Below are 22,163 nucleotides of genomic sequence, written 5' to 3'. Positions count from 1 at the left end.
GCGGACAGGCCCATGCGCGATCTTTACCCGGACATCGAACCCTACGACAGCGGTACGCTGAAGGTCGACGACCGCCATACGCTTTACTACGAACAATGCGGCAATCCGGACGGCAAGCCAGTCGTGCTGCTGCACGGCGGCCCCGGCGCCGGTTGCAGTCCCAAGATGCGCCGTTTCCACGACCCCGAGAAGTACAGGATCGTGCTGTTCGACCAGCGCGGCAGCGGCCGTTCCACGCCGCATGCGGATCTGGTGAACAACACGACGTGGGACCTGGTCGGCGACATCGAAAAGCTGCGCAGCAAGCTCGGCATCGAGCGGTGGCAGGTGTTCGGCGGTTCCTGGGGTTCGACGCTGGCGCTGGCCTACGCGCAGGCACATCCGCAGCGCGCGACCGAGTTGGTGCTGCGCGGCATCTTCATGCTGCGGCGATGGGAGCTGGAGTGGTTCTATCAGGAAGGCGCGTCGCGGCTGTTTCCAGATGCGTGGGAGCACTATCTGGCCGCGATCCCGCCGGTCGAACGCCACGATCTTATTTCCGCGTTCCATCGCCGCCTGACCAGCGAGGACGAGGCGGTGCGCCTGTCCGCCGCGCGCGCCTGGAGCGTATGGGAAGGCGCGACCAGCTTCCTGCATGTGGACGGCGATTTCGTCAGCGGCCATGAGGACGCGCGGTTCGCGCTCGCTTTCGCCCGCATCGAGAACCATTATTTCGTCAATGGCGGCTTTTTCGAAGCCGAAGACCAGTTGCTGCGCGATGCGCACAGGATCGCCGGCATTCCCGGCGTGATCGTCCATGGCCGCTACGATGTGGTCTGCCCGATCCAGAACGCGTGGGAGCTGCACAAAGCCTGGCCGAAATCGAAGCTGGAGATCACGCCCGCTTCGGGCCATTCGGCGTTCGAAGCCGAGAATGTCGACGCGCTGGTGCGCGCAACCGATAGCTTCGCATGACCGCGATCAGGAGACGGAAATGACCGACGAAACCGCCAAGCCGAAAGACAGCAACGGCACGATTCTCGATGAAGGCGACTCGGTCACGCTGATCAAGGACCTGAAAGTGAAGGGCACATCGGTCACCCTGAAGCGCGGAACGCTGATCAAGAACATCCGCCTGACCGACGACGAAGCGCTTATCGAGTGCAACGCCGAAAAAGTGAAGGGCCTTGTGCTCAGAACCGAGTTCCTGAAAAAAGCCTGACACACACCGTCGCATCGGGAACAGACGGTTTTGTAGAAAGGAGCTTGCTCCGCTGCCTTGGCTTGTGGGTTCTCGCGACCTGCCGGCCGTCCCGGCCGGGGTTTCGTCCGCTAAAACCGCGGCCGAGTTACTTTCTTTTTGATGGGCCCAAAAAGAACAGTAACCAAAGAAAAAGGGCCTTTGGAAGGGATCCCGGCGGTGGGGTTACCTCGTGCTCTTGGCCACCGCTCGCTAGCCCTCGGGATTCCTCCGTCGCTTCGACATTTGGATCCGGGGCGATCGATCAGAACGACTCCTTAGCGAACTCCGCAAAAGCCATGTCACCCATAGGCTGCGAATCAAAATCTAGTACCTGCGTAAGAAGGTCACCCACGACGAAAGCTTAGGCCGCTGGCGGGCTTTTAGTTGCGACGCATCGCACCGCAGTTCAGGCCCTTTCTTGGGTTACTTTCTTTGGGCCAACAAAGAAAGTGACCCGCGCGCAGCCCGGAAGCCTTTGTCCATGGCGCGAGCCGCAGCGCAAGCGGCGAGGACGCGGGCCTGGATCCCGGCCTGCGCCGGGATGACGGCTTAGGGGCAACAGCAAAAGCAACATGGGTCCCAGCGTTCGCTGGGATGACGGCATAGAGCTAACGGCCAAAGAGCTAACGGCCAAAGAGCGAACGGCTTGAGAGCGAACGGCTTAAGAGCGAACGGCTTAAGAGCGAACGGCTTAAGAGCGGACAGCTCAAGAGCAAACGGCTCAAGGGCAAAAGCAGCGGAGCAAGCTCCGCTCTACAGAGCAAAGCGGCGGTCTAGACGATCAACGGCTCTTCGTCGGCGCGGCTGCCGTCCGGATTGTGTTCGATCATCCACAGGCCGGCCCAGAGCTTGAGATCGAGCTCGTAACCTTCGCGGTATTTCTGCATCAGCCAAGCCGGCGCCTCGAGGCGCGGCACGGTGTGCACGGTGATGTCCTCGTTGCCCACGCCGCCGCCGGCGCCTACTTTTCTCAGCTCGCGCGCGCGGACGAAGGCGATGCGCTCGTTGCTCATGCCCGACGAGGTGGGGCCGATCAGCAGGACTTCGATCTTGCCGGCTTCCCAACCGGTTTCCTCGACGATTTCGCGGCGCGCGGCCGCTTCCAGCGTGTCGTGCGCATGGTCGTCGCCGACCAGCCCGGCCGGCATCTCGATGGTCTTCGCGCCCAGCGGCACGCGGTACTGTTCGACGAACAACACCTCGTCGTCCGGCGTCACCGCGATCACGATCACCGCCATGCCCTGGCCGTGCGTGCGCTCGCAGGATTCCCAATGGCCGCGCTTGACCAGCCGCAGCCAGTCGCCCTGATAAAGAAGTTCGACGTCTTCGCCCATGCCCCGATGCTACGACGGCGACGATGACAACGCGACCGCCAGCCCCGCCGCGGCCTGGAACCGGCGCCGGGTGAGCGGGCCGAAGCGCAGGTTGTCGCACAAGGCCGTCACGATCGCGGCGTCGGTCGTTCGGCGCGCGAAAGAGACCGCTTCGCCCAGCGGCGCATCCAGCGCGATGGTCGACAGGCGCCGGTACAGCAGCGCCTGTTCGCGCTGGGCGCGCAATTTCACCGCCAGCTGCGCAGCGCCGCGGATGCGCAGGTAAGGGATTTCTTCGACCCGATCCAGCATCGCATCCAGGTTGCCGAAATGCGCCAGCAACACCGCGGCCGTCTTGCTGCCGATACCGGTGACGCCGGGAATATTGTCGATGGCGTCGCCGGCCAGCGCCAGGTAATCGGCGATCTGGTGCGCATCCACGCCGTGCCGCGCCTTGACGCCGGCCATGCCCCAACGCAGCCCCTTGCCGAAATCGAACTGCTCGTCGTGCTCGCCGAGCAATTGCGACAAGTCCTTGTCCGCAGACACGATCACGCCGCGGAAGCCTTGTCCGCGCATGCTGTGCAGCGCGCTGCCGATCAAATCGTCCGCTTCGTATTCGGGATGCGCCAGCGTCGCCAGCCCCAATGCGGCGCAGACCGCCTTGCAATGGGCGAACTGGCGCTTGAGTTCTTCCGGCGCCGGTTCGCGGTTGGCCTTGTAGGCGGGATAAAGCTCGTTGCGGAAACAGGAATCGAGCGCTTCGTCGAAGGCCACCACGATGTGCTGCGGCCGCTCGCGTTCCAGCAGCTCCAGCACGAAGCGGGCGAAGCCGTGCACGGCATTGAGCGGCCAACCGTCGGCGTCGTGCCACTCGTCGGGCATCGAATGCCAGGCGCGGAAGACGTACAGGCTGGCGTCGACCAGATACAGCGTCGGCCGCGCGCCGTTCATTCCGCGGTCCAGTCGCTGAGCAGGTCCTGCGGGTCGGGACGCTCGCGCTCCGGCGCTTCCAGCCTGGGCGTGCCGATGTGGATGAAACCGGCGATCTTTTCGTCCGCGTCCAGGCCCAGGACCTGCAGGATCGCCGGATCGTAGGCTGGCCACCCGGTCAGCCATTGCGCGCCGTAACCCAGCGCCTGCGCCGCCTGCAGCAGGGCAAAACAGACGCAGCCGGCCGAAAGCAAGCGTTCCTGTTCAGGAATTTTCTCGTCGGGACCGAGCCTGGCGACCACCGCCACGATTACCGGCGCGTGCGAGAAACGGCCGCGATCCTTCTCGATGGCCGCGTCTCCGGCGCCGGGATCCCGCTCACGCGTCCGTGCGACGAGTATTTCGCCCAGGGCCGCCCGATCGTCCCCGGCGATCCTCAGGAACCGGAACGGCACCCGCTTGCCGTGGTCGGGCACACGGCAGGCCGACTGCAGCATCCGCAGCAAGGTGTCGTGGTCCGGACCGGGGGCGTCGAGCTGCTTGGCCGGGACCGATCGGCGCGCGTCGAGGGCGGCCAGCGTTTCTTTATTCACCTTGCGATACCCGTCACAGACACGTTAGCTATGGAATAGGGCATTATCGTAACGCGGACGACGGATGCTCCGCGTAAGAAGAATCCCCCAATGACCTTGCCCCTGGACAAATTCGGCTCAGGCGCTTCGGTGCATGCTTCCCGGCAGGCCCCGACGTTCCTGGTCGAAAGCCTCAAGCGCACTGCGCTCGACCAGTTGGGCGGGATCACCCGCGGCCTGCTGCGGCCGATCGAACTGGCGCTGCACGAAATCGAACTGGAGGCGCCCGGCACCCGCCGCGCCGACCAGGAAGCGCTGGGCATGCTCAAGCAGCGCGAGGCGGCGCTGGTGATGCGCTACCGGCAGCTGCTGGCGGACAGCTTCGACCAATTGCTTACGCCCAGCGCCTCCGAGTACGGCCGCACCGCGCTGAGCCTGCTCAGCGAGGAAGAACTGGGCCAGCACCTGGATGCGCAGCGCATCGCCGCTACGCTCAGGGCGCGGCATGCGCGTTCGCTGCTGGGCGCCGAAGCGCGCTTCTCCACACTGGTGCGGTCGCTGGGCGTCAGCGATACCAAGCAGCCGATCGACCCGGAAACGCTGTCCGAGCTGCTGGTCAAGATGCTGCAGGGCCAGGCCGTGCCGGACGGCCTGCGCGAGTTGCTGTTCAAGCAGTACCAGGTCGAATTGAGCCATGTGCTCGATGCTTTCTACACCCAGGTCGATACCCAGCTGGGCGCGGCCGGTTACGGGCTGTTCGTCGCCGCGCCGGTTTCGCGCCCGGTCGCGGCGCCCGCGCCCGCGGCGCCCGCCGAGGCGATGTGGGAACAAGTCGCGCCGCGCGCGGACGCGCCTGCCGGTTACACGGGTGCAGCGCCTGCCGGCTATCCGGGCGCCGCGCCTTCTGGCTATGCGGGCGGCGGTGCCCCGGCCGGCCCCGCATCGGGCGCCGGTCCTGCCCAGCTCGGCGTGGCCTCGGAACAACTGGTGCGCGAACTGGGCCTGCTGCGCGAGCAGTTGCATCACTGGCGGCAGCAGGCGGGTATGGCGACGCATGCCACATTGCCGCGCACGGCCGGGATGGACGCGTTGCCCAACGCGCAACGCCGGCCGTTGCGCACCGACGAGTTGCGCAGCGTCGCGAGCCTGTTGCAGGGCGAAGACACCAGCCAATTCGCCGAAGCGTTGGCGCATGGCGGCGGCCGCCTGCAGGCGGCGCTGCGCGAAGAAATGCTGGAAGGCGCGCGCAAGCTCGGCCTGGACCCGCAATACACCAGCCTGAGCCCGGAAGAACAGGATGCGATCGACCTGATCGGCCTGCTGTTCGAAGCGATCTGCGACGTGCACCGTTTGTGGGAAGAAGGCCGCGGCCTGCTCGGCCGCCTGGTGCTGCCGTATCTCAAGCTGGCGCTGCACGACGACAGCCTGTTCGTGCAGCCGCTGCATCCGGCACGCCGCTTGTTGGACGTGCTGACCGAGGCCTGCGAGAGCAATCGCGGCGCCAGTCCGCACGATCGCGAACTGCTCGACAAGGCGCAGCAAGCGGTCGAGCGCGTCATCGCCGAATATCAGGAAGACCTGAGCGTCTTCGAGCTGGCCGCTTCCGAATTGAACGAACTGGTGGTGCAGCAGCGGCGCCGCATCGAGCTGGCCGAGCGCCGCGCCGCCGAAGCGGCTTTCGGCCGCGAGCGCCTGATGCAGGCGCGCCAGGACGCCGCCGAAGCCCTGGCGCAGTGCGTGCGCGACTACAAGCTCACCGCGCCGGTGCGGCAGTTCATGAGCGAGCACTGGCAGCATCATGTGGTGCAGACGCTGCTGCGCGATGGCGTCGATTCGGCGCGCCATATCGGGGCGATGAATCTGGGGCAGGCGCTGGTGGAGATCGACATCGCCGCCGGCTCGGCGCAGGGCGCGGTGATCGCCGACCGCCTGCTGCTGCTGATGCCGCTGCTGCGCGACTGCCTGGCCAGTTCGGGCCTGGATGCGAGCGCCGCGGACGAGGCGATCGCGCGCCTGGTGCGTGCGCTGGCGTGGCCGGACGTGCCGCGCTCGGTCGTGACGCCTGTGCCGGTGCCGGCCTTGGAAACGGTCGAAGCGGAGCCCGCACTGCGGCTGATCGACAATACCTCGCAGCGCCAGGTCAACCAGGACGCCTTGTCCGCGATGCGCCGCCTGTCGCTCGGCGACTGGGTGCGGCTGATCGACGACGAAGGTTTCGAGCGTGCGCTGAAAGTCGCATGGATCAGTCCGTTGACGTCGCGTTTCCTGATCGTCAACCGCCGCGGCGTGCGAGAGCTGGTCGCTACGGCCGAACAACTGGCGTTGCTGGCGCAAGCCGGCCGGTTGATCGTGGGTTTGCCGGACGCGCCGTTCGAAGGGGCGATGAAACAGGTCTGGAAGCACCTCCAGCGCGCGGCTTGAACGCAGCATTCGCGCAACGCGTTGCGGCGGCGGATACTTCTCGATTCGTCATCCCGGCGTACGCCGGGATCCAGCGCCTTTGAACCGTCATCCCAGCGAAAGCTGGGACCCATCTTGATCATGCGGTTGACGTCGCCACCTGCCGGCCGTCCGATCGGTTCTGAGCCCGTCGGGCCTTTTATTTGTTGACCCACTAGCCGCGGCCAAAGACCCGCAGCTCCGTCAGTCGGCGCTTTTGCTAGGATTGCCCGACTATCCACCGCGGCGGGGCAGGCATGGCAGTCACCATAGGCGTTGCGCGCGAAACGGCGCCGGGCGAGAAGCGCGTTGCGGCCACGCCGGAAACCTGCAAGAAGCTGATCGCGGCCGGCGCCATGGTGCACGTCGAACGCGGCGCCGGCACTGGCGCGCATTTCACCGACCAGGCCTATGCGGATGCAGGCGCGCAGATCGTCGCCGACCGCGCCGCCGCCTACGGCGGCGCCGATCTGGTGCTTTGCGTGCAGCCGCCCGACGCCGCGGCGATCGGCACGCTCAAGCCGGGCGCCGCGCTGGTGGGCATGCTGCAGCCGCAGGCGGACGAAGCCCGCGCCGCGGCGCTGCAGTCGCGCCAGATCGTGGCCTTTCCGTTGGAGAAGCTGCCGCGCACCACGCGCGCGCAGGCCATGGACGTGCTGAGCTCGCAGGCCGGCATGGCCGGTTACAAGGCCGTGCTGATCGCGGCGCAGCTGGCGCCGCGTTTCTTCCCGATGCTGACGACCGCCGCCGGCACTATCCGTCCTTCGAAACTGCTGGTGATCGGCGCCGGCGTGGCCGGCCTGCAGGCCATCGCGACCGCCAAGCGCCTCGGTGCGCAAGTCGAGGGCTTCGACGTGCGTCCGGAAGTGCGCGAGCAGATCGAGTCGCTGGGCGGCAAATTCCTGGACCTGGGCGTCAGCGCCGCGGGCGAGGGCGGTTATGCGCGCCAGCTCACCGACGAGGAGCGCGCCGAACAGCAGCGTCGTCTGGGCGAGCACATCAAGAACATCGACGTGATCGTCTGCACCGCCGCGGTGCCTGGACGTCCGGCGCCGAAGATCGTCAGTGCGGCGATGGTCGCGGGCATGAAGCCGGGCAGCGTGCTAGTGGACCTGGCCGCGGAAACCGGCGGCAATTGCGAGCTCACCCGGCCCGGCGAAACCGTCGAGCAGGGCGGCGTCACCATCGCCGGGCCTTTGAACTTGGCCAGCAGCGGCGCCATGCACGCAAGCGAGATGTATGCGCGCAACCTGTTCAATTTCGTCAGCTTGTTCGTCAAGGACGGCGCGATCGCGTTCGACTGGGGCGACGAACTGTTGGCCAAGACGGTTTGGCCGGAGCGGCCTGCGGCTTAATCCGCTCGTAAAAACCCGTCATCCATGGAGCCGCTCCGCTGCTCTTGCTCCGTCTTTGTAGAGCGGGGCTTGCTCCGCTGCTCTTGCTCTTAAGTCGCTTGCTCTTAAGTCGCTCGCTCTCATGCCGTCATCCCAGCGAACGCTGGGACCCATCTTGCTCTCGCCCTTAAGCCGTCATCCCGGCGAAGGCCGGGACCCAGGCCCGCGTCCTCGCAGGTGCGCTGCGACTCGCGCCATGGATAAAGGCTTCCGCGCTGCGCGCGGGTCACTTTCTTTGCTGGCCCAAAGAAAGTAACCCAAGAAAGGGCCTGAACTGCGGTGCGATGCGTCGCGCCTGAAAGTCCGCCAGCGGACCTGCTTTCGTCGTGGCTGACCTTCTTACGCAGGCACTAGATTTTGATTCGTAGCGTATGGGTGACGTGTCTTTTGCGGATTGGCGCTAAGGAGGCGTTCGGGCCGATCGCCTCGGATCTGAATATCGAAGCGACGGAGGAATCCCGAGCGCTGGCGAGTGATGGCCAAGAATACGGGGGAGCCCCATCGCCGGGATCCTTCCAAAGGCCCTTTTTCTTTGGTTACTTCTCTTTTTGGGCCCCACAAAAAGAAAGTCACTCGGCCGCGGTTTTAGCGGACGAAACCCCGGCCTGGAAGGCCGGCAGATCGCCAGAACCCAACAGCGAAGGCAGCGGAGCAAGCTCCGCTCTACAAATGTAGGTGCGAATTCATTCGCACGCTCTTGATACGCCGAAAAGCGTGCGAATGAATTCGCACCTACGAAAAGCAAGAGCATCAGGGGCACGGCGCTGGATTACTCGCTTCGCTCGCCCTCGGGGCCATCCGCTGACGCAGAGGTTCGCTACGGCCTTCGGCCTCCGCAGTTCCGTCTTCGCGGGAGTGACGGGCTTAAGGCTTTCGGGCTGGATTCTTGTCGATCCACTGCTGACGCTGCTCGGGCGTCATCGCATGCCACTGGTCGCGTAGGGCCTTGCGCTCCTCGGGACTCATCGTGCGCATGCGTTCGAACAGTGCACGCGCTTGTTCGCGCCTGGCCGGATCCATCTTCTCCCAGCGGTGCATGCCCTTGCGTGCTTCGCGGCGCTCGTCCGGGCTCATGCTCCGCCAGCGTTTGGCGTGGTCGTACATGCGCTGCCGATCTTCGGGCGAACGGTTCCAGCGTTCGCGCATCGGTGCGATCAGTTCGTCGCGCTGGGCCGGGGTCAGTTGCTCCCAGGCCGGCAGCGGGATCGATTGCGTCCTGTCTTGCGCTTGCGCGGCGCTCGCCAGGCCGGCCAGTGCGAGCGCTGCCGCCAGCCAATATGCTTTGTTCGTCATCGCCATTACTCCACCGCTACCAGTTCGGCATCGGGCGAACCGAGCCAGGCATAGAAATCGGGATCCTGTTCCAGCGCCGACGCGGTTTCGTAGTCATCGGCCGCCGACGCTGCCGACGCGGCGATTTCGGGTGCGGGCAGCGCCGCTTCCTTGCGCAGGCCCAGGCCGAAAGCGATCGCGAACACCGCGGCCGCGGCGCCACCGAACAGCAGCGGCCACGAGAACCCGTGCCTGCGCGTTTCGCCGGCTGCGGCCGCATGCCTTGCCTGTCGCAGCCGCGCGCGCGTGGCTACGGATGTGCTGCCGGCGGCCACGCGATAGCGTTCGCGCATCGCGGCATCGAAGGCGTCTTCTTTGTTTCGGATATCGCTCATCGCCAGTCTTCCAGTTGTTTCTGCAACGCCTCGCGGGCCCGCGACAGGTGGGTTTTCACCGAGCCCTCGGTGCAGCCCATCGCTTTGGCCGTGTCGGCCACGTTCAATTCCTCCAGCACGCGCAAGCTGAACGCCTCGCGCTGCCGGCGCGGCAGCTCCCGCAAAGCTTGCGCGAGTTTGCCGTAGGCCTCGCGCCCGTCGTGGGCGCGTTGCGGATCCGGCCCTTCGTCGGCCCAATCGATCGCGCCGTCGTCGTCGCGCGGCTCTTGCGGCGACAGCCAGCGCAGCCGGAACGTGCGCCGCCGCTGCGCGTCGACGATGCGGCTGCGCAGGATGCTCCAGAACAACGGCGTCCATTCCGCCGCCGGGCGCTCGCGATAGGCCAGCATCTTCATCATCGCGTCCTGCACCGCGTCCAGCGCGTCGTCGCGGTGGCGCAGCCCGAGTTCGGCGAAACGGAAGGCGCGGTTGCCGATGCCGGCCAGGAATTGCTCGATCGAAGCCGGCTCGATCGAAGCCGGCTCGATCGAAGCCGGCTCGATCGAAGCCGGCTCGATCGAAGCCGATTCGCCCGAAACGCGTTCGATCGGCGCAGCGGAAGGCGTCGCCGCGATGGACGCGGTCGTAGCGAGGGACACTTGGCCGACATCGGCATTCACCTAGGCAAGCTTACGTCCGCCGGCCTCAATGCCGCCTGTCCCAGCGCCGGTCGTAGCGCTCGCCGCGGCGGTCCAGCCGGTTGTCGGCCATGTCGCCACGGCGATCCAGGCGGTTGCCGATGCGGTCGCCGCGGTTGTCCAGGTGGATCGCGCGGCGCTCGTGGCCCAGGTTTTCCTGGTGCTCGGAACGGCGATCCAGCCGATTGTCGATGCGGCTGCCACGGTGGTCCAGGCGGTTGTCGATGCGGTCGCCGCGGTTGTCCATGCGGTTCTGCACGCGGTCGCCGAAGTCGCCTGCCACGGCGGCGCCGGCGCTCGCGGCGCCCGCAAGCAACAGCAGCGGGACGGTCAGCAACAGGGTCTTCATGGTCTCTCCTTGCTCTCGGTCAGGGTGGGGCAGGCCTGCGAGGATGGAAACGCCGGGCCAAGGCTGCGGTTGACAGGGCGACCGGCGGATTCACGGCCCGGTTATGATGCCGAGGACCGGGGTAGGGAGACGACGATGAGCGACGGCTTTGTGGCGCTGTACATCTTCATGCTGGCGGCGATCGCCGGCCACGTGATCATTTCGCGGGTGCCGGTGATCCTGCACACGCCGCTGATGTCGGGCAGCAACTTCATCCACGGCATCGTGCTGATCGGTGCGATGGTGGTGCTGGGACACGCGGACACCACGTTGGAGAAGGCGATCGGCTTCGTCGCGGTGCTGCTGGGCGCGGGCAACGCGGCTGGCGGTTATGTCGTCACCGAGCGGATGCTGGAGATGTTCAAGTCCTCCAAGAAGCCGGAGGCCAAGTGATGGATTGGCTGCCGCTGCTGGTGAAAACGAGCTATCTGGTCGCCGCTACGCTGTTCCTGCTGGGCCTGCAGCGCATGGCCTCGCCCAAGACCGCACGCAGCGGCATCCAGTGGGCCGGCGCGGGCATGCTGATCGCCACTTTCGCGACCTTCCTGCTGCCGGGGTTGCACAACCTGCCGCTGATCGCCACCGCATTGGTCATCGGCACCGCCGCGGCGTGGATCTCGGGCAAGAAGGTCGCCATCACCGACATGCCGCAGATGGTGGCGCTGTACAACGGCATGGGCGGCGGGTCGGCGGCGGCGATCGGTGCCGTCGAATTGTTGCGCATGAGCGGCGAGTCGCAGGCGTCTTTGCCGTCGCAGGGCCCGTCGACCATGGTCTTGGTGCTCGCGGTCGTCGGCGCTCTGATCGGCGCCGTGTCGCTATCCGGTTCGATCATCGCCTGGGCCAAGCTCGACGGCCGCATGGACAAGCGCTACACCTTTCCGGGCCAGCAATACTTCAACGCGGCGGTGGCGATGGCCGCGGTCGCGCTCGGCGGCCTGGTGATCCATTCGCTGGGCGTGCCGACGATCATCGCGTTCTTCATCTGCGCGCTCGCGCTCGGCGTGCTGATGACGCTGCCGATCGGCGGCGCCGACATGCCCGTGGTGATCTCGCTGTACAACGCGCTGACCGGCCTGGCGGTGGCTTTCGAAGGTTATGTGCTGCAGAACGAGGCGCTGATCATCGCCGGCATGATGGTCGGCGCGGCCGGTACGCTGCTGACCCAGCTGATGGCCAAGGCCATGAACCGCTCGATCAAGAGCGTGCTGTTCTCGAATTTCGGCGGCGGCGGCGAAATGCAGGAGATCACCGGCGCGCAGAAGCCGATCGAGGCCGGCGACGTGGCCGCGATGATGGCCTACGCCGAGCGCGTGGTGATCGTGCCCGGTTACGGCATGGCGGTGGCGCAGGCGCAGCACAAGATCTGGGAACTGACGCAGAAACTGATCGAGCGCGGCGTGAAAGTGAAATTCGCGATCCATCCGGTCGCCGGCCGCATGCCCGGGCACATGAACGTGCTGCTGGCCGAGGCGGGCGTGCCTTACGACCTGATCGCCGACATGGACGACATCAATCCGGAATTCGCCGCCACCGACGTCAGCCTGGTGATCGGCGCCAACGACGTGGTCAATCCCGTCGCCAAGACCGATCCGGCCAGCCCGATCTACGGCATGCCGATCCTGGACGTGGTCGATTCCAAGAACACCATCGTCATCAAGCGCGGCAAGGGCACCGGTTTCGCCGGCATCGAAAATGCGCTGTTCTACGCCGACAACACGCGCATGCTGTACGGCGACGGCGCCGAGATGGCCGCGGCGCTGGTGAGCGAGCTCAAGGCGTTGGACGGCGGGCACTAAGCCCCGCCGTCCGTTTGCGCGGCTCAGTGTCCGCGCGGATAGCAGATTTCGCCTGTGACCTCGGTGGTGATGACGCCGCTGGCACGCAAGCCGCTGACGAAGAAATAGCCGGTCGCGCCGGCGTAATCGCCGGTGCCTTCCACGATCGCCTGGTGCGCGGTCACCGCGCCGGGCACGGTGATGCCGGTTTCGCGCATGAACAGGCTGCCCTTGCCGGTGTGGTATTCGAACGGCCCGCTGTAGGGAAACGAATTGGGCGACCCCGACGGCGGCGTGCCGCCGCTGTCGCTTTTGAAGTACGTGGTGCCGTTGAGGCCGTTGTTGCCGTCCACTTCGCCCAGGAAGCACGACGCGTGCCCGGGCTTGCAGCCGGCGGTCGCGGACACTTCCACCAGATCGGCGCGGACGCGTTTGCAGTGCGCGCCGTCGGCGCTCGCCGACAGCGGCGCGGCTAGGGCGGATAGTGCGATCAAGCTGAGGCTGGCGTTTCTCATGGTGCTCTCCTGCGCGGGTGGGAAGCGCGCGAGCCGGACGCCGGCCGTGCGTGGCTTTTGGCGGAAAACGTTCTCGCCGGCGGATCGGCGCAAGGGTTGCCGAAGCGCACGGCGCGATGCGCCGAAGCTAAGCCAGTGCGGCGAATGTCTCCAGCGCCACTTTCCCGGATCGCGCGGGAGCCATTCGCGCGCAGCCGAAGGCGTTTCGGAAAAAGCTCAGGCGTTCGAGCGCGCCGGCCATGCCGCTTCGCGCTCGCCGGCGCTGCCGGCGATCACCCAGGCGGCTCCGCATAACGCCACCGCCATGAACAGGCTGGTGATTTCGCCCTGGTTGCCGGTGTCGGCCATGACCCGCGGCAGGTGCAGGATCACGGCCCACGAGCCGTACATGGCGCCGGCCAGCGTCGCCGCCAGCCGCGCCAGCACGTTGCTCATGATCGCCAATCCGGCGAAGAGGTGCGCAGCGCCGGTGAAATAGGCCCAGAACAATCGCGCCGGAATCCAGGCCGGTATCAGCGATGCGACGAATTCGGCATAGATGAAGTGGGTGGCCGCGAACACCGGCAACGAGACGGCGAACAGCCAACGCCCGATCGCGATCGTCCGCGCAGAAACGGCGGTCGCGCGCAGGCTTGCGGCGACGATCAATGCCGCTCCGGCGAGAGCCAGCGGTTCGAACAGGCGAACCCAGGAAGTGCCGTTGCGCACGCCGGCAAGCAATATCGGCAGATGGATCGCCAGGCAGGCGCCCAGCAGCAGGAAGGCGAGCGCGAGAGCCGCCGCGCGCGCTGTTTTGGCGAATGCCAGGCCCGCTCCGCACAGCAACAGCGACGCGCCGCCGGCGAAGGCGATCGCCGCACGGCCAGGCAGATCCTCGGGCAACGGTTGCAGCGCGGATACGTATTGGCCGAACAGCAGGCTCACCGCGCCGATGGCGGCGATGCCCAACGCGAAAACCCATCGTCCGGTAGTGCCCAGTCGGTTCATGGCGGCGTCCGCTATCTAAAGTGGTGGGAGCGCGAAGGCAGGCGCATCGCGTCCGGGCGCATCACCTCGCGGCCAGCGCCTTGCGCGCGAATACGGCGCAGATGACGCCGAACACCGCATGCATGAAGATGCTGCTGGCGATCCACGCCGCGTTGTCGAACTTGGCCATGCCCGCGGCGGACAGCGGCAACACCACGAAATTCATCGCCGCGTACAGCACCAGGCCATAGGGCAAGCCGAACGCGACCGGCCGCTGGACCAAGGCGGGATACGTGCGCGCAGCCAGGTAATACGCGGCCACCATCATCGTGGCGATGAAGTAATGCAGCCCGGCGCCGAGCCACGCCGCGGCGGCGCCGCCCTGCCGGCTCGCGTCGCCGAGCACGCCGGCAGCGATGGAGCGGAAGATTCCCGCGACGGTCGCGCCCTTGGAAATCCAGAAGGCGTATGCGAAGGCGATATCGAGCGTGCCCAGGACGATTCCGCCCATCAGCAATGCGGACAGCGGGCCTCGCGATCCGGCGCGGGGCAGTACGTCGGCGTTCATCGCAATTCTCCAGGCGGGGTTGCGGCCGGTGGCGAGGATACCAACCCCGCCGCGGCAAAAAAGCCCCGCAGCCGACAGGTCGGTCGGCTGCGGGAGGTCCGGGGGTTACCACAATGGCATCATGAATGATGCTCTTCTCTTTCCTCGATCAGAAGTCGTACTGCACCATGAAGCGGACCGTCCGCGGCGCTTGGAACGACAGCGGCAGGAAAGCCAGATCCAGGCGCGCGCCGGAAGAAGCGTCCTCGACCTGCTCGTTCACCGAGGTCACCTCGCGCGAGTTGAAGACATTGAAAATGTCTACCTTGAACTGCAGCCCTTCGGCGAAGTTCGGACGATAGGCCACATTCAAGTCGAACGTGCGCGTCCACGGCAGGCGGCCTTCCGTGCCGCGCGGCGTCGGGACGCCGTTGCAACGGAAGAACGACGAACCGTATGGGTGCGTGCCGGTCGGGCTGGGCCAAGGCGACAGCACGCCCAGGCAGTTCTTCGGGCGGCCGGACTGCACGATCAGGTTCGCGCCCACCGACCATTCGTCGGTGATCTCGTAGTTGCCGAACAGCTTCAGGCTGTGGCGCCGGTCGTTGGGCAGGTAACCGTAGCTGTCGACCGCAAGCTCCTTGTAGTCGAAGTCCTGCGTGACATTGGTGTCGGCCTGGCCGATATCCGATTTGACGCCGCCTTCGGTGTTGCCTTTGCTCTTGGCGTAGGTGTACGAGCCTTGCAAGAACAGCTTGTCCCACTTGCCGTCGAAGAAGATCTCCAAGGCGGAGTACGTGCGCTTGGCCTTCGGGCTGAGCAACGCGCCGGGCACCGTGGTTTCCTTCAGGTTGCCGTCGCCGTACAGATCGGTCAGGAACACCGCGTCCGCGCCGGGATTGAAGATGCGGCAATAGGGGAAGCCGGAATTCGGAAGCGCGGCGAATCGTCCGTCCGGGCCCAGCCAGCGGCCGTCGTCCTGCTGTTCGAAGCCTTCGGTGGTCAGGATGGCGGTGTAGTCGCAGTTGTCGTCGATCGCGGCCTTCAGGTCGCGGAAGATGGCGCGGATGCCGATCGCGAAATTGTCGTTCAACGCTTTCTGGAAGCCCAGGATGTACTCGTCCTGGTACATCGGATCCAGGTTCTTCGCCGCGATCGTCTGCGGATTCTTGGCGGTGCCGAATTCGCCGTTGACGTAGCGGAAAGAACTGGTCGGCCCGCGCTCGCCGGGCGCCGAGCCGTCGGAGATGTCGGTCATGCCGGTCGGCGCGCCGGTCACAGGATCGAACCCGGTGTAGAAGAATTCCTGGCGCGTGAACAACGAAGCGCTCGCGCCTCGCACGGCCACGGTCGCCGTCAGCGGCAGCGCGTAGCGGCCGGCATTGCCGAACACCTTGAAAGTGGAATCGCCGTTCACGTCCCACGAAAAGCCCAGGCGCGGACCGAATTGGTCCTTGATCTCGACGTAGCTCTGTCCCTGCCCGTTGAGGTTCTCGAAGCTGTCCCAGCGCGCGCCGAGATAGGCGATGAAGTTGTCGGTGACGTTCCAGCTGTCCTGGATGTAATAGGCTTTCTGCTCGACCTTGACTACCGCGCCTTGGTTGACGATCTGTTCGCGGACGAAGTCGACCTCGTCGCCGGTATTGGGTTCATCGTCGGGGCCGTTGTCGGTCCGGTAGCTGAAGATGCGGCCGCCTTCGAAAGACCCGCCGTCGACCGACTCGAAATCGTCCACGTCCACGCCGAAGCGCAGCAGGTGATCGCCCAGCTGCCACTCGGCATCGATCCGGTACTGGTCGCGGGTGTCCTCCGCGTCGCGGCGGGTGATGTTGGCGCCGGTCAGGTTGCAGGTGCTGGCGCGCGTGCCGTCGATGGCTTGGCGGTAGCCGGGGCGCAGATCGACGATGTTCGGGCAGCCGCTGGCGGGCACGTTGATGTCGCCCCCATAGGAAACGTCGAGCCCGCCCGCCGTGCGCAGGCGCTGCGCGCGCGAGAACACGCTGTGGCCGGCCAATGCCGACAGGGTGAAGTTGTCGGTCAGGTAGCCCGTGTATTTCAGCACGTAGTTGTCGCCGCCCTGCTCGGTGAAGGCCGTGCCGAGGAAATCCTTGCGGTTGAGCACGCCTTCGTCGTTGAGGAAGATGTCGCTATCGGTTTCCTGTTTGTCGGAGAACGCGGTCAGTTCCAGCAAATGGTCGTCGGTGACGTTCCAGTCCATCTTCAGCAACCAGTTCGGCGTTTCCGTCCTGGCGCTGTTGTTGGTGAGGATCTGGTTGTTGTTGAACGTTTCGTTCTCGCGCCGTCCGAACGACACCAGGCCGTAGGCGAACAGCTTGTCCTTGATCAGGGCGCCGCTGGCCCACACCGAAGCCACCGCCTGCCACTGGCTGTCCTTGCTGTTGTCCTCGAACAGGGTGCCGTCGGTCATGTAGACGGATTTCCCGTCCTCGCGCAGGTCCTCGGGTTCCCAAAAGATGTTGCCGCCAGCGTGGAATTCGTTGGTGCCGCGCTTGGTGATCATGTTGATCACCCCGCCCAGCGAACGGCCGAACTCGGCGCCGTAGCCGCCGGTCTTGACCTGTTGTTCGGCGACAGCTTCGAACGGTATTTGGGCGAAATTGAGGTTCTGGAACGTGTTGGTGATGTTGAATCCGTTGACGTAGTACTGGTTCTCGGCGACCGACGAACCGCCGAACGAAGCCAGGTTGCCGAATGCGGCGTCGCCGCGCACGGTACCCGGCGCCAGCAGCGCTACGCTGGTGGCGTCGCGTTGCACCGGGATCTTGGCGATCTGTTCGGCGGTGAGGATGGTGGTCGACTCGACCGAGGAGACGTCGATCGGGTTGATCGCGCCGGTGCCGATCACCGTGACCGTGTCCAGGGTCTGCGCATCGCCGCTGGCGCTGACGAAGCTCACGTTGGCGGACGTGCCGACGCTGACGCTGGCATTGCGGGTGCTGGTCGAGCCGTCCGTGCCTTTGCGCGTTACCGTGTATTGGCCGATCGGAACTTGCGACAGGCGATAGCTGCCGTCGCCGCCCACGGTGATGGTGCGCGAAAAGCCGGTGGCCGGGTTCTCGATGGTAATGGTGTCGCCGGCGACGGCGCGGCCGGTGACCGCGCCCGCGGTATTGGTTTGCGCCTGCACGCCGCCGGTGAAGCACAGGCCCAGCGCCAGACCCAGCGCGCTGCGGCGGAATATTTGTCGATGATGTTGTGACATGTCGCAAGTTCTCCCCGGAATCGGTGGATGTGTATGCAATGCCGTCACGGGCCCATGCACGAAGGAATTCGGCCGAGCGGGCGCTTCGGTGGCCGCGTGCCGCAAGCGAGTTGCGTTTGCGAATGCGGGCGGCGCGATGCGCTTGCCGGTCGCGTGACGCGTTAAAAATTAGTGACGCGCGACCGGCGCAGCCAGAGCCACTTGCGCTTCGTGGAGAGGAACCAATTCACGAATGCGTGGAATAGCTCACACGCGCAGGTCGCCGAATGCGACGCGGGCACACGTACGCCACATGCCGGATACGCGAATAGCCGTCATTCCGCGAAGACGGAGATCCAGCGCCTCGGCTTGTCTCCCCTCTTTGAAAAGAGGGACCGAGGGAGATTTGCTTTGGCTCTGTAGAGCGGAGCTTGCTCCGCTGCCTTTGCTTGGGGTTGTCGCGACCTGCCGGCCTTTCAGGCCGAGGTTTCGTCCGCTCAAACCGCGGCCGAGTGACTTTCTTTTTGTGGGGCCCAAAAAGAACAGTAACCAAAGAAAAAGGGCCTTTGGAAGGGATCCCGGCGATGGGGCTCCCCCGTGTTCTTGGCCCTTCTCACCGGCTCTCGTGATTCCTCCGTCGCTTCGACATTTTGATTCGGGGCGATCGACCAGAAATACTCCTAGCGCCTATCCGCAAAAGCCACGTCACCCATAGGCTGCGAATCAAAATCTAGTACCTGCGTAAGAAGGTCACCTGCGACGAAAGCCGGGCCGCTGGCGGACTTCAGGTACGACGCATCGCACCGCAGTTCAGGCCCTTTCTTGGGTTACTTTCTTTGGGCCAGCAAAGAAAGTGACCCGGGCGCAGCCCGGAAGCCTTTGTCCATGGCGCGAGTCGCAGCGCAAGCCGCCAGGACGCGGGCCTGGATCCCGGCCTTCGCCGGGATGACGGCTAAGAGCAAGGACAACATGGGTCCCAGCGTTTGCTGGGATGACGGCATTTAAGGGCAAGAGCAGCCGAGCAAGCCGCTCTACCGTTCTACAGAAGGGGGAACAATGTTCGCCCCCGCATCGCGCGATTCATTCGTCGCGCGATGCCATGCGCGAGAACAGCGCAAGTGGGATGCCGACCAGCAGCATATGCGCCAGGATGCAACTGAACATCCAGGCCAGATCCTTGTCGGCGGTGGCCGTCTGCGGCATCGCACCGATCAGCGGCACGACGATGTATTTGTTGCTCAGGTAGATCGCCAAGCCGAACAAAGCGCCGCAGGTGTAGGGACGTTCGATCAGCACCGCGAAACGGCGGGCCGCAGCATGGTAGATCGCCGCCAGCACCAGCATCCTGGCCAGAAATAGGCCCGCGCCCAGCGCAGCGGTCGTCGCGCCGCCGGCATAGGCTTCGCGGCCCCAACCCCAGTACGCCGCGATCGCCTGCATGATCGTCGCCGGCGAGACGCGATGCAGCGTCTCCCAATAGATCGCCGCGAATGCCAGGTCCAGCGCGGTCGCGGTCACTGCGCCGAGTACGATCCAGGCCCAGGGTGGGACGGAAGTGCTGTGCAATGCGCGGACGGTATTCACGAAGTTTCTCCGTTGGCTGCGGGGGGCGTTCAGGGCGGCATCCCGGCGTGAGGGCGCCGATTGGCCCCATCTAAGCCCGATACATTGGCCCTAGAAAGGTCCAATTGAGTACATTTGAATGGTGCCAATTCCTCCGGAGCGGCCCATGTACCTCGAACTCGACGGCAGCGGTCCCTTGCACGGCCAACTCACCCGCGCTCTGAAGTCGGCGATGTACACCGGCAGCGTCCACGTCGGCGCGCGTCTGCCCGCCACCCGCCTGCTTGCGCGCGAACTCGGGATTTCGCGCAACACCGTGCTGGCGGCCTACGAGCAGCTGCGGGCGGAAGGTTTCGTCGACGGCCGCGTCGGATCGGGCAGCTACGTCACCCCGCCGCTGCAGAGCATGGCATCGGCGCCGGTGCCGGCCGAGCCGATCGAACCGCAATCGGCCTATGCCCGCCGCTCGCGCGAGTACCAGGAACAGGCACGGTTCTTCCGCCAGCGTCCGCCGCCGGCGCGCTACGCCTTCCACTACGCCTCGCCGTCGACCAATCCGACGCTTACCAGCGCCTGGGCGCGCGAACTCTCCCACGCCGCGCTGTACACGCCGCCGGGCTATCCGACCGCGCAAGGGTTGCCGGCCTTGCGAGCGGCCGTGTGCGATTACCTGGGCCGGCGCCGCGGCGTGCAGGCGCAGCCCGACGACATCCTGATCGTCGGCGGCACCCAGCAGGCGATGGCGCTGACCGCGCGCGTGCTGCTGGACGAAGGCGCCGACGTCGCCATCGAAGACCCGCAATACTCGGCGATACGCACCGTACTGAAAGTGCACGGCGCGCGGCTGACGCCGATCCCGGTCGACGAACAGGGATTGCGCGTGGACATGCTGCCCAACAAGCCGCCGCGCCTGGTCTGCGTGTCGCCGTCGCACCAGTTCCCGATGGGTTCGGTGCTGTCGCTGTCGCGGCGGATGGCGCTGCTGGAATACGCGCACCGGCACAAGTGCTGGATCTTCGAAGACGATTACGACGGCGAATTCCGCTACGACACCAAGCCGCTGGCGGCGTTGCGTTCGCTCGACGACGCCGGCCGCGTGATCTACATCGGCACCTTCTCCAAGGCGCTGTTCCCGTCGGTGCGGCTGGGCTATATCGTCATGCCCACGCAGCTGCGCTCGGATTTCATCATCGCCAAATGGCTGGACGATTTCGGCGCGCCGACCGTGGAGCAGGCGGCGCTGGCCAACTTCATGGCCAACGGCGGCTTCGAGCGGCACCTGCGGCGCACCGCGAAAACCTTGAAGGAACGCCGCACGGTGCTGCTCGACGGCCTGCGCCGGCATGCGGGCGACCGCATCGAGATCGCCGACTCGCACGCCGGCATGCATCTGGTGGCCTGGCTGCGCGGCAAGAACCGCGAGCAAGGCGAAGCTTTCATCGCGCATGCGCGAACGCTGGACATGGAGCTGACCTCGGTGTCGCAGTTCTGCATCGATCCGCCGGATCGCGCCGGGCTGTTGCTGGGTTTCGCATCGATGTCGGTGAACGAGATCGAGCAGGCCGTGCTGCGGTTCGCGCGTTGCCTGGACGAGATGCAGGTCTAGGCGCTCAGCGGCCCAGCCATGCCGCCACCGCCAGCGCAGCGGCCGTCCAGGCGAGCTCGACGCCGCCGTTGGCCAGTTGCGCCAGCGTCCAGGCATAGTCCAGACCGAGCTTCAGCAACGATTCCCACGGCAGCAGGCCCATCGCAGCGCCGATCTGGCCGGCGGCGATGCCCCAGTTGGCCAGCACGACCGTCATCGCCGTCGCCGCGATCGCGCACACGGCCCGCCGCCATCCGCGCCGCATGCCGCCCAGGCGCAGCAGCAAGGCGGCATCCGCGGCGGCAGGCACCGCCATCCAGCCGAGCAGCCGATCGGCGTACAGCGCCAGCAGCACCCACAGCGCCGCGAAACCGACGCTGCCGAGCAGCAGCAATGCGATGGCCAGCCCGGCACGGGGCTTGGCGGCAGGGGTGGGGTGATCCATCGGCGCTCCGCAGTGGCCGCATAGGATAGCGGCAGGGCGGCGTTTAGAATGGCGCGCTCTTGCGTCGGGCTCCGGCGCCCGCATCTTCCTATCGTCTCCGCTCCCCGCAGAACCATGTATTCCCGCAACAGCGAGCCTGTCCGTTTCGAACGCGACTGCGACGCCGTCCTGGTGCCGCAGGGCGAAGCCGTCAGCCTGCCGGCCGGCAGCATCGGCTATATCACGCAGGCGCTGGGCGGCAGCTACACGGTCTTCGTCGAAGGCAACCTGTTCCGGATCGCAGGCCGCGACGCCGATGCGATCGGCAAGGAGCCGGCGCCGGCGCTGGAGCTGCCTGAAGGCGCCAGCGACGACGACGTCGAAACCTTGGTATGGAAGCAGTTGCGCACCTGCTTCGATCCGGAGATCCCGATCAACGTGGTCGACCTGGGCCTGGTCTACGAAGCGCAGGTGCATCGGCGCGACGACGGACAGCGCGAGGTCGGCGTCAAGATGACGCTGACCGCGCCCGGCTGCGGCATGGGCGACATCCTGGTCGACGATGTGCGCAGCAAGCTCGAGCTCATTCCCACCGTGGCCGAAGCCGATGTCGAGCTGGTGTTCGATCCGCCATGGAACCGCAGCATGATGTCCGAGGCCGCCAGGCTCGAAACCGGCATGCTGTAGCCCGGGTGGAGCCGATGGCGATACCGCGCCGCTGGGCAAATCCGCGTGCGATGCCGTCACAACGCGCCGCCGCGCGCGGCGCAAGATCGTTTATCCCGTTTTTTGCTGCCCCAGCCTTGGGCCTCGGCGGAAAAGCGAAATGGCGGAATGGGACAAGCCCCGGGTATCGCTGCGCTCCACCCGGGCTACGCCGCCGGAACACCCGCGAACATAAAAAGTTGCAAATGAAATCGTTTACGTGATCGATACGTGAAACCGATCACATCTTTAACCCCCGTTTATGCTGCACCT

21 protein-coding genes are annotated in these 22,163 nt (G+C 65.8%); 8 read left to right on the top strand and 13 right to left on the bottom strand.

The genetic code is table 11. The features are described 5' to 3' along the window. Positions 1-12: 12 nt before the first annotated feature. Both pip and M2650_RS07280 read left to right on the top strand, forming a co-directional pair. Positions 13-954 carry a prolyl aminopeptidase gene (gene pip, locus M2650_RS07285; RefSeq protein ID WP_249472888.1) on the top strand — a complete coding sequence of 314 codons (942 nt, stop codon included), beginning with the start codon at positions 13-15 and terminating at the stop codon, positions 952-954. Next, complete coding sequence (locus tag M2650_RS07280) at positions 914-1,201, top strand: alkylphosphonate utilization protein (protein ID WP_425602509.1); 288 nt, start codon at positions 914-916, stop codon at positions 1,199-1,201. Before pip ends, M2650_RS07280 begins: the two co-directional genes overlap by 41 nt. Positions 1,202-1,995: 794 nt before the next feature. Here the strand turns inward: M2650_RS07280 and M2650_RS07275 are convergent. Genes M2650_RS07275 through M2650_RS07265 form a run of 3 tightly spaced genes read right to left on the bottom strand, consistent with a single transcriptional unit; the run spans position 1,996 to position 4,061 of the window. Next, positions 1,996-2,556, bottom strand: a complete 561-nt coding sequence (locus M2650_RS07275) for an NUDIX hydrolase (protein ID WP_249472886.1) — start codon at positions 2,554-2,556, stop codon at positions 1,996-1,998. Positions 2,557-2,565: 9 nt separating this feature from the next. Continuing rightward, on the bottom strand, positions 2,566-3,489 hold the full coding sequence (locus tag M2650_RS07270) for a 5'-3' exonuclease (protein ID WP_249472884.1): 924 nt from the start codon (positions 3,487-3,489) through the stop codon (positions 2,566-2,568). Continuing rightward, positions 3,486-4,061 (bottom strand): nitroreductase family protein, encoded by a 576-nt coding sequence (locus tag M2650_RS07265; RefSeq protein ID WP_249472882.1) that lies wholly within the window; start codon positions 4,059-4,061, stop codon positions 3,486-3,488. The genes M2650_RS07270 and M2650_RS07265 overlap by 4 nt, the downstream gene beginning before the upstream one ends. Positions 4,062-4,151: 90 nt before the next feature. Between M2650_RS07265 and M2650_RS07260 the strand changes: the two genes are divergently transcribed. Further along, positions 4,152-6,461 (top strand): DUF1631 family protein, encoded by a 2,310-nt coding sequence (locus M2650_RS07260; protein WP_249472880.1) that lies wholly within the window; start codon positions 4,152-4,154, stop codon positions 6,459-6,461. A 275-nt stretch (positions 6,462-6,736) separates the two neighbouring features. Beyond that, positions 6,737-7,834, top strand: a complete 1,098-nt coding sequence (locus tag M2650_RS07255; protein WP_249472878.1) for an NAD(P) transhydrogenase subunit alpha — start codon at positions 6,737-6,739, stop codon at positions 7,832-7,834. Positions 7,835-8,737: 903 nt separating this feature from the next. Here the strand turns inward: M2650_RS07255 and M2650_RS07250 are convergent. From M2650_RS07250 to M2650_RS07235, 4 genes are all read right to left on the bottom strand, one after another. Beyond that, complete coding sequence (locus M2650_RS07250; protein ID WP_249472876.1) at positions 8,738-9,166, bottom strand: DUF3106 domain-containing protein; 429 nt, start codon at positions 9,164-9,166, stop codon at positions 8,738-8,740. A 5-nt stretch (positions 9,167-9,171) separates the two neighbouring features. Then, a complete protein-coding gene (locus M2650_RS07245; RefSeq protein ID WP_249472874.1) occupies positions 9,172-9,540 on the bottom strand; it encodes a hypothetical protein in 369 nt (122 codons plus the stop codon). Further along, a complete protein-coding gene (locus M2650_RS07240; protein ID WP_249474278.1) occupies positions 9,537-10,097 on the bottom strand; it encodes an RNA polymerase sigma factor in 561 nt (186 codons plus the stop codon). The genes M2650_RS07245 and M2650_RS07240 overlap by 4 nt, the downstream gene beginning before the upstream one ends. 127 nt (positions 10,098-10,224) lie before the next feature. Then, positions 10,225-10,566, bottom strand: coding sequence for a hypothetical protein (locus M2650_RS07235; RefSeq protein ID WP_249472872.1), 342 nt, complete (start codon positions 10,564-10,566; stop codon positions 10,225-10,227). A 135-nt stretch (positions 10,567-10,701) separates the two neighbouring features. On the opposite strand from M2650_RS07235, the gene M2650_RS07230 reads away from it, so the two are divergent. Both M2650_RS07230 and M2650_RS07225 read left to right on the top strand, forming a co-directional pair. Beyond that, positions 10,702-10,998 (top strand): NAD(P) transhydrogenase subunit alpha part 2, encoded by a 297-nt coding sequence (locus M2650_RS07230; protein ID WP_249472870.1) that lies wholly within the window; start codon positions 10,702-10,704, stop codon positions 10,996-10,998. After that, entirely contained in the window at positions 10,998-12,404 is a 1,407-nt protein-coding gene (locus tag M2650_RS07225; RefSeq protein ID WP_249472868.1) for an NAD(P)(+) transhydrogenase (Re/Si-specific) subunit beta, read from the top strand. Before M2650_RS07230 ends, M2650_RS07225 begins: the two co-directional genes overlap by 1 nt. A 23-nt stretch (positions 12,405-12,427) precedes the next feature. Here the strand turns inward: M2650_RS07225 and M2650_RS07220 are convergent, their stop codons facing one another. The 5 genes from M2650_RS07220 to M2650_RS07200 all read right to left on the bottom strand — a co-directional run bounded on the left by M2650_RS07220 (position 12,428) and on the right by M2650_RS07200 (position 19,197). After that, positions 12,428-12,898, bottom strand: coding sequence for a hypothetical protein (locus tag M2650_RS07220; protein ID WP_249472866.1), 471 nt, complete (start codon positions 12,896-12,898; stop codon positions 12,428-12,430). Positions 12,899-13,114: 216 nt separating this feature from the next. Continuing rightward, positions 13,115-13,885 carry a DoxX family protein gene (locus tag M2650_RS07215; protein WP_249472864.1) on the bottom strand — a complete coding sequence of 257 codons (771 nt, stop codon included), beginning with the start codon at positions 13,883-13,885 and terminating at the stop codon, positions 13,115-13,117. A 61-nt stretch (positions 13,886-13,946) separates the two neighbouring features. Then, entirely contained in the window at positions 13,947-14,432 is a 486-nt protein-coding gene (locus M2650_RS07210; RefSeq protein WP_249472862.1) for a hypothetical protein, read from the bottom strand. 148 nt (positions 14,433-14,580) lie between these two features. Further along, positions 14,581-17,634 (bottom strand): TonB-dependent receptor, encoded by a 3,054-nt coding sequence (locus M2650_RS07205; RefSeq protein ID WP_249472861.1) that lies wholly within the window; start codon positions 17,632-17,634, stop codon positions 14,581-14,583. Positions 17,635-18,693: 1,059 nt separating this feature from the next. Continuing rightward, complete coding sequence (locus M2650_RS07200; RefSeq protein ID WP_249472859.1) at positions 18,694-19,197, bottom strand: hypothetical protein; 504 nt, start codon at positions 19,195-19,197, stop codon at positions 18,694-18,696. Between the two features lie 145 nt (positions 19,198-19,342). Here M2650_RS07200 and pdxR point away from each other — a divergent pair, with 145 nt between their 5' ends. Next, complete coding sequence (gene pdxR, locus M2650_RS07195; RefSeq protein ID WP_249472857.1) at positions 19,343-20,782, top strand: MocR-like pyridoxine biosynthesis transcription factor PdxR; 1,440 nt, start codon at positions 19,343-19,345, stop codon at positions 20,780-20,782. 4 nt (positions 20,783-20,786) lie between these two features. Here pdxR and M2650_RS07190 read toward each other — a convergent pair whose 3' ends face one another. Beyond that, positions 20,787-21,206 carry a hypothetical protein gene (locus tag M2650_RS07190; protein WP_249472855.1) on the bottom strand — a complete coding sequence of 140 codons (420 nt, stop codon included), beginning with the start codon at positions 21,204-21,206 and terminating at the stop codon, positions 20,787-20,789. Positions 21,207-21,320: 114 nt separating this feature from the next. On the opposite strand from M2650_RS07190, the gene sufT reads away from it, so the two are divergent. Continuing rightward, positions 21,321-21,872 carry a putative Fe-S cluster assembly protein SufT gene (gene sufT / locus M2650_RS07185; RefSeq protein ID WP_249472854.1) on the top strand — a complete coding sequence of 184 codons (552 nt, stop codon included), beginning with the start codon at positions 21,321-21,323 and terminating at the stop codon, positions 21,870-21,872. The last annotated feature ends 291 nt before the right edge of the window (positions 21,873-22,163 follow it).

Origin of the sequence: Luteimonas galliterrae (genome assembly GCF_023374055.1) — a bacterium.
Taxonomy (GTDB): domain Bacteria; phylum Pseudomonadota; class Gammaproteobacteria; order Xanthomonadales; family Xanthomonadaceae; genus Luteimonas_C; species Luteimonas_C galliterrae.
The sequence above is the reverse complement of the archived record's forward strand: the minus strand, read 5'-3'. Positions and strand labels throughout refer to the sequence as shown.

What these genes read in the sequence shown, in the direction of transcription:
- pip (WP_249472888.1), top strand. Translation starts at nt 13, where the DNA reads ATGCGCGATCTTTACCCGGACATCGAACCCTACGACAGCGGTACGCTG.
- M2650_RS07250 (WP_249472876.1), bottom strand. Translation starts at nt 9,166, where the DNA reads ATGACGAACAAAGCATATTGGCTGGCGGCAGCGCTCGCACTGGCCGGC.
- M2650_RS07225 (WP_249472868.1), top strand. Translation starts at nt 10,998, where the DNA reads ATGGATTGGCTGCCGCTGCTGGTGAAAACGAGCTATCTGGTCGCCGCT.
- M2650_RS07230 (WP_249472870.1), top strand. Translation starts at nt 10,702, where the DNA reads ATGAGCGACGGCTTTGTGGCGCTGTACATCTTCATGCTGGCGGCGATC.
- M2650_RS07215 (WP_249472864.1), bottom strand. Translation starts at nt 13,885, where the DNA reads ATGAACCGACTGGGCACTACCGGACGATGGGTTTTCGCGTTGGGCATC.
- M2650_RS07260 (WP_249472880.1), top strand. Translation starts at nt 4,152, where the DNA reads ATGACCTTGCCCCTGGACAAATTCGGCTCAGGCGCTTCGGTGCATGCT.
- M2650_RS07190 (WP_249472855.1), bottom strand. Translation starts at nt 21,206, where the DNA reads ATGGATCACCCCACCCCTGCCGCCAAGCCCCGTGCCGGGCTGGCCATC.
- M2650_RS07270 (WP_249472884.1), bottom strand. Translation starts at nt 3,489, where the DNA reads ATGAACGGCGCGCGGCCGACGCTGTATCTGGTCGACGCCAGCCTGTAC.
- M2650_RS07235 (WP_249472872.1), bottom strand. Translation starts at nt 10,566, where the DNA reads ATGAAGACCCTGTTGCTGACCGTCCCGCTGCTGTTGCTTGCGGGCGCC.
- M2650_RS07280 (WP_425602509.1), top strand. Translation starts at nt 914, where the DNA reads ATGTCGACGCGCTGGTGCGCGCAACCGATAGCTTCGCATGACCGCGAT.
- M2650_RS07210 (WP_249472862.1), bottom strand. Translation starts at nt 14,432, where the DNA reads ATGAACGCCGACGTACTGCCCCGCGCCGGATCGCGAGGCCCGCTGTCC.
- sufT (WP_249472854.1), top strand. Translation starts at nt 21,321, where the DNA reads ATGTATTCCCGCAACAGCGAGCCTGTCCGTTTCGAACGCGACTGCGAC.
- M2650_RS07205 (WP_249472861.1), bottom strand. Translation starts at nt 17,634, where the DNA reads ATGTCACAACATCATCGACAAATATTCCGCCGCAGCGCGCTGGGTCTG.
- pdxR (WP_249472857.1), top strand. Translation starts at nt 19,343, where the DNA reads ATGTACCTCGAACTCGACGGCAGCGGTCCCTTGCACGGCCAACTCACC.
- M2650_RS07275 (WP_249472886.1), bottom strand. Translation starts at nt 2,556, where the DNA reads ATGGGCGAAGACGTCGAACTTCTTTATCAGGGCGACTGGCTGCGGCTG.
- M2650_RS07255 (WP_249472878.1), top strand. Translation starts at nt 6,737, where the DNA reads ATGGCAGTCACCATAGGCGTTGCGCGCGAAACGGCGCCGGGCGAGAAG.
- M2650_RS07220 (WP_249472866.1), bottom strand. Translation starts at nt 12,898, where the DNA reads ATGAGAAACGCCAGCCTCAGCTTGATCGCACTATCCGCCCTAGCCGCG.
- M2650_RS07245 (WP_249472874.1), bottom strand. Translation starts at nt 9,540, where the DNA reads ATGAGCGATATCCGAAACAAAGAAGACGCCTTCGATGCCGCGATGCGC.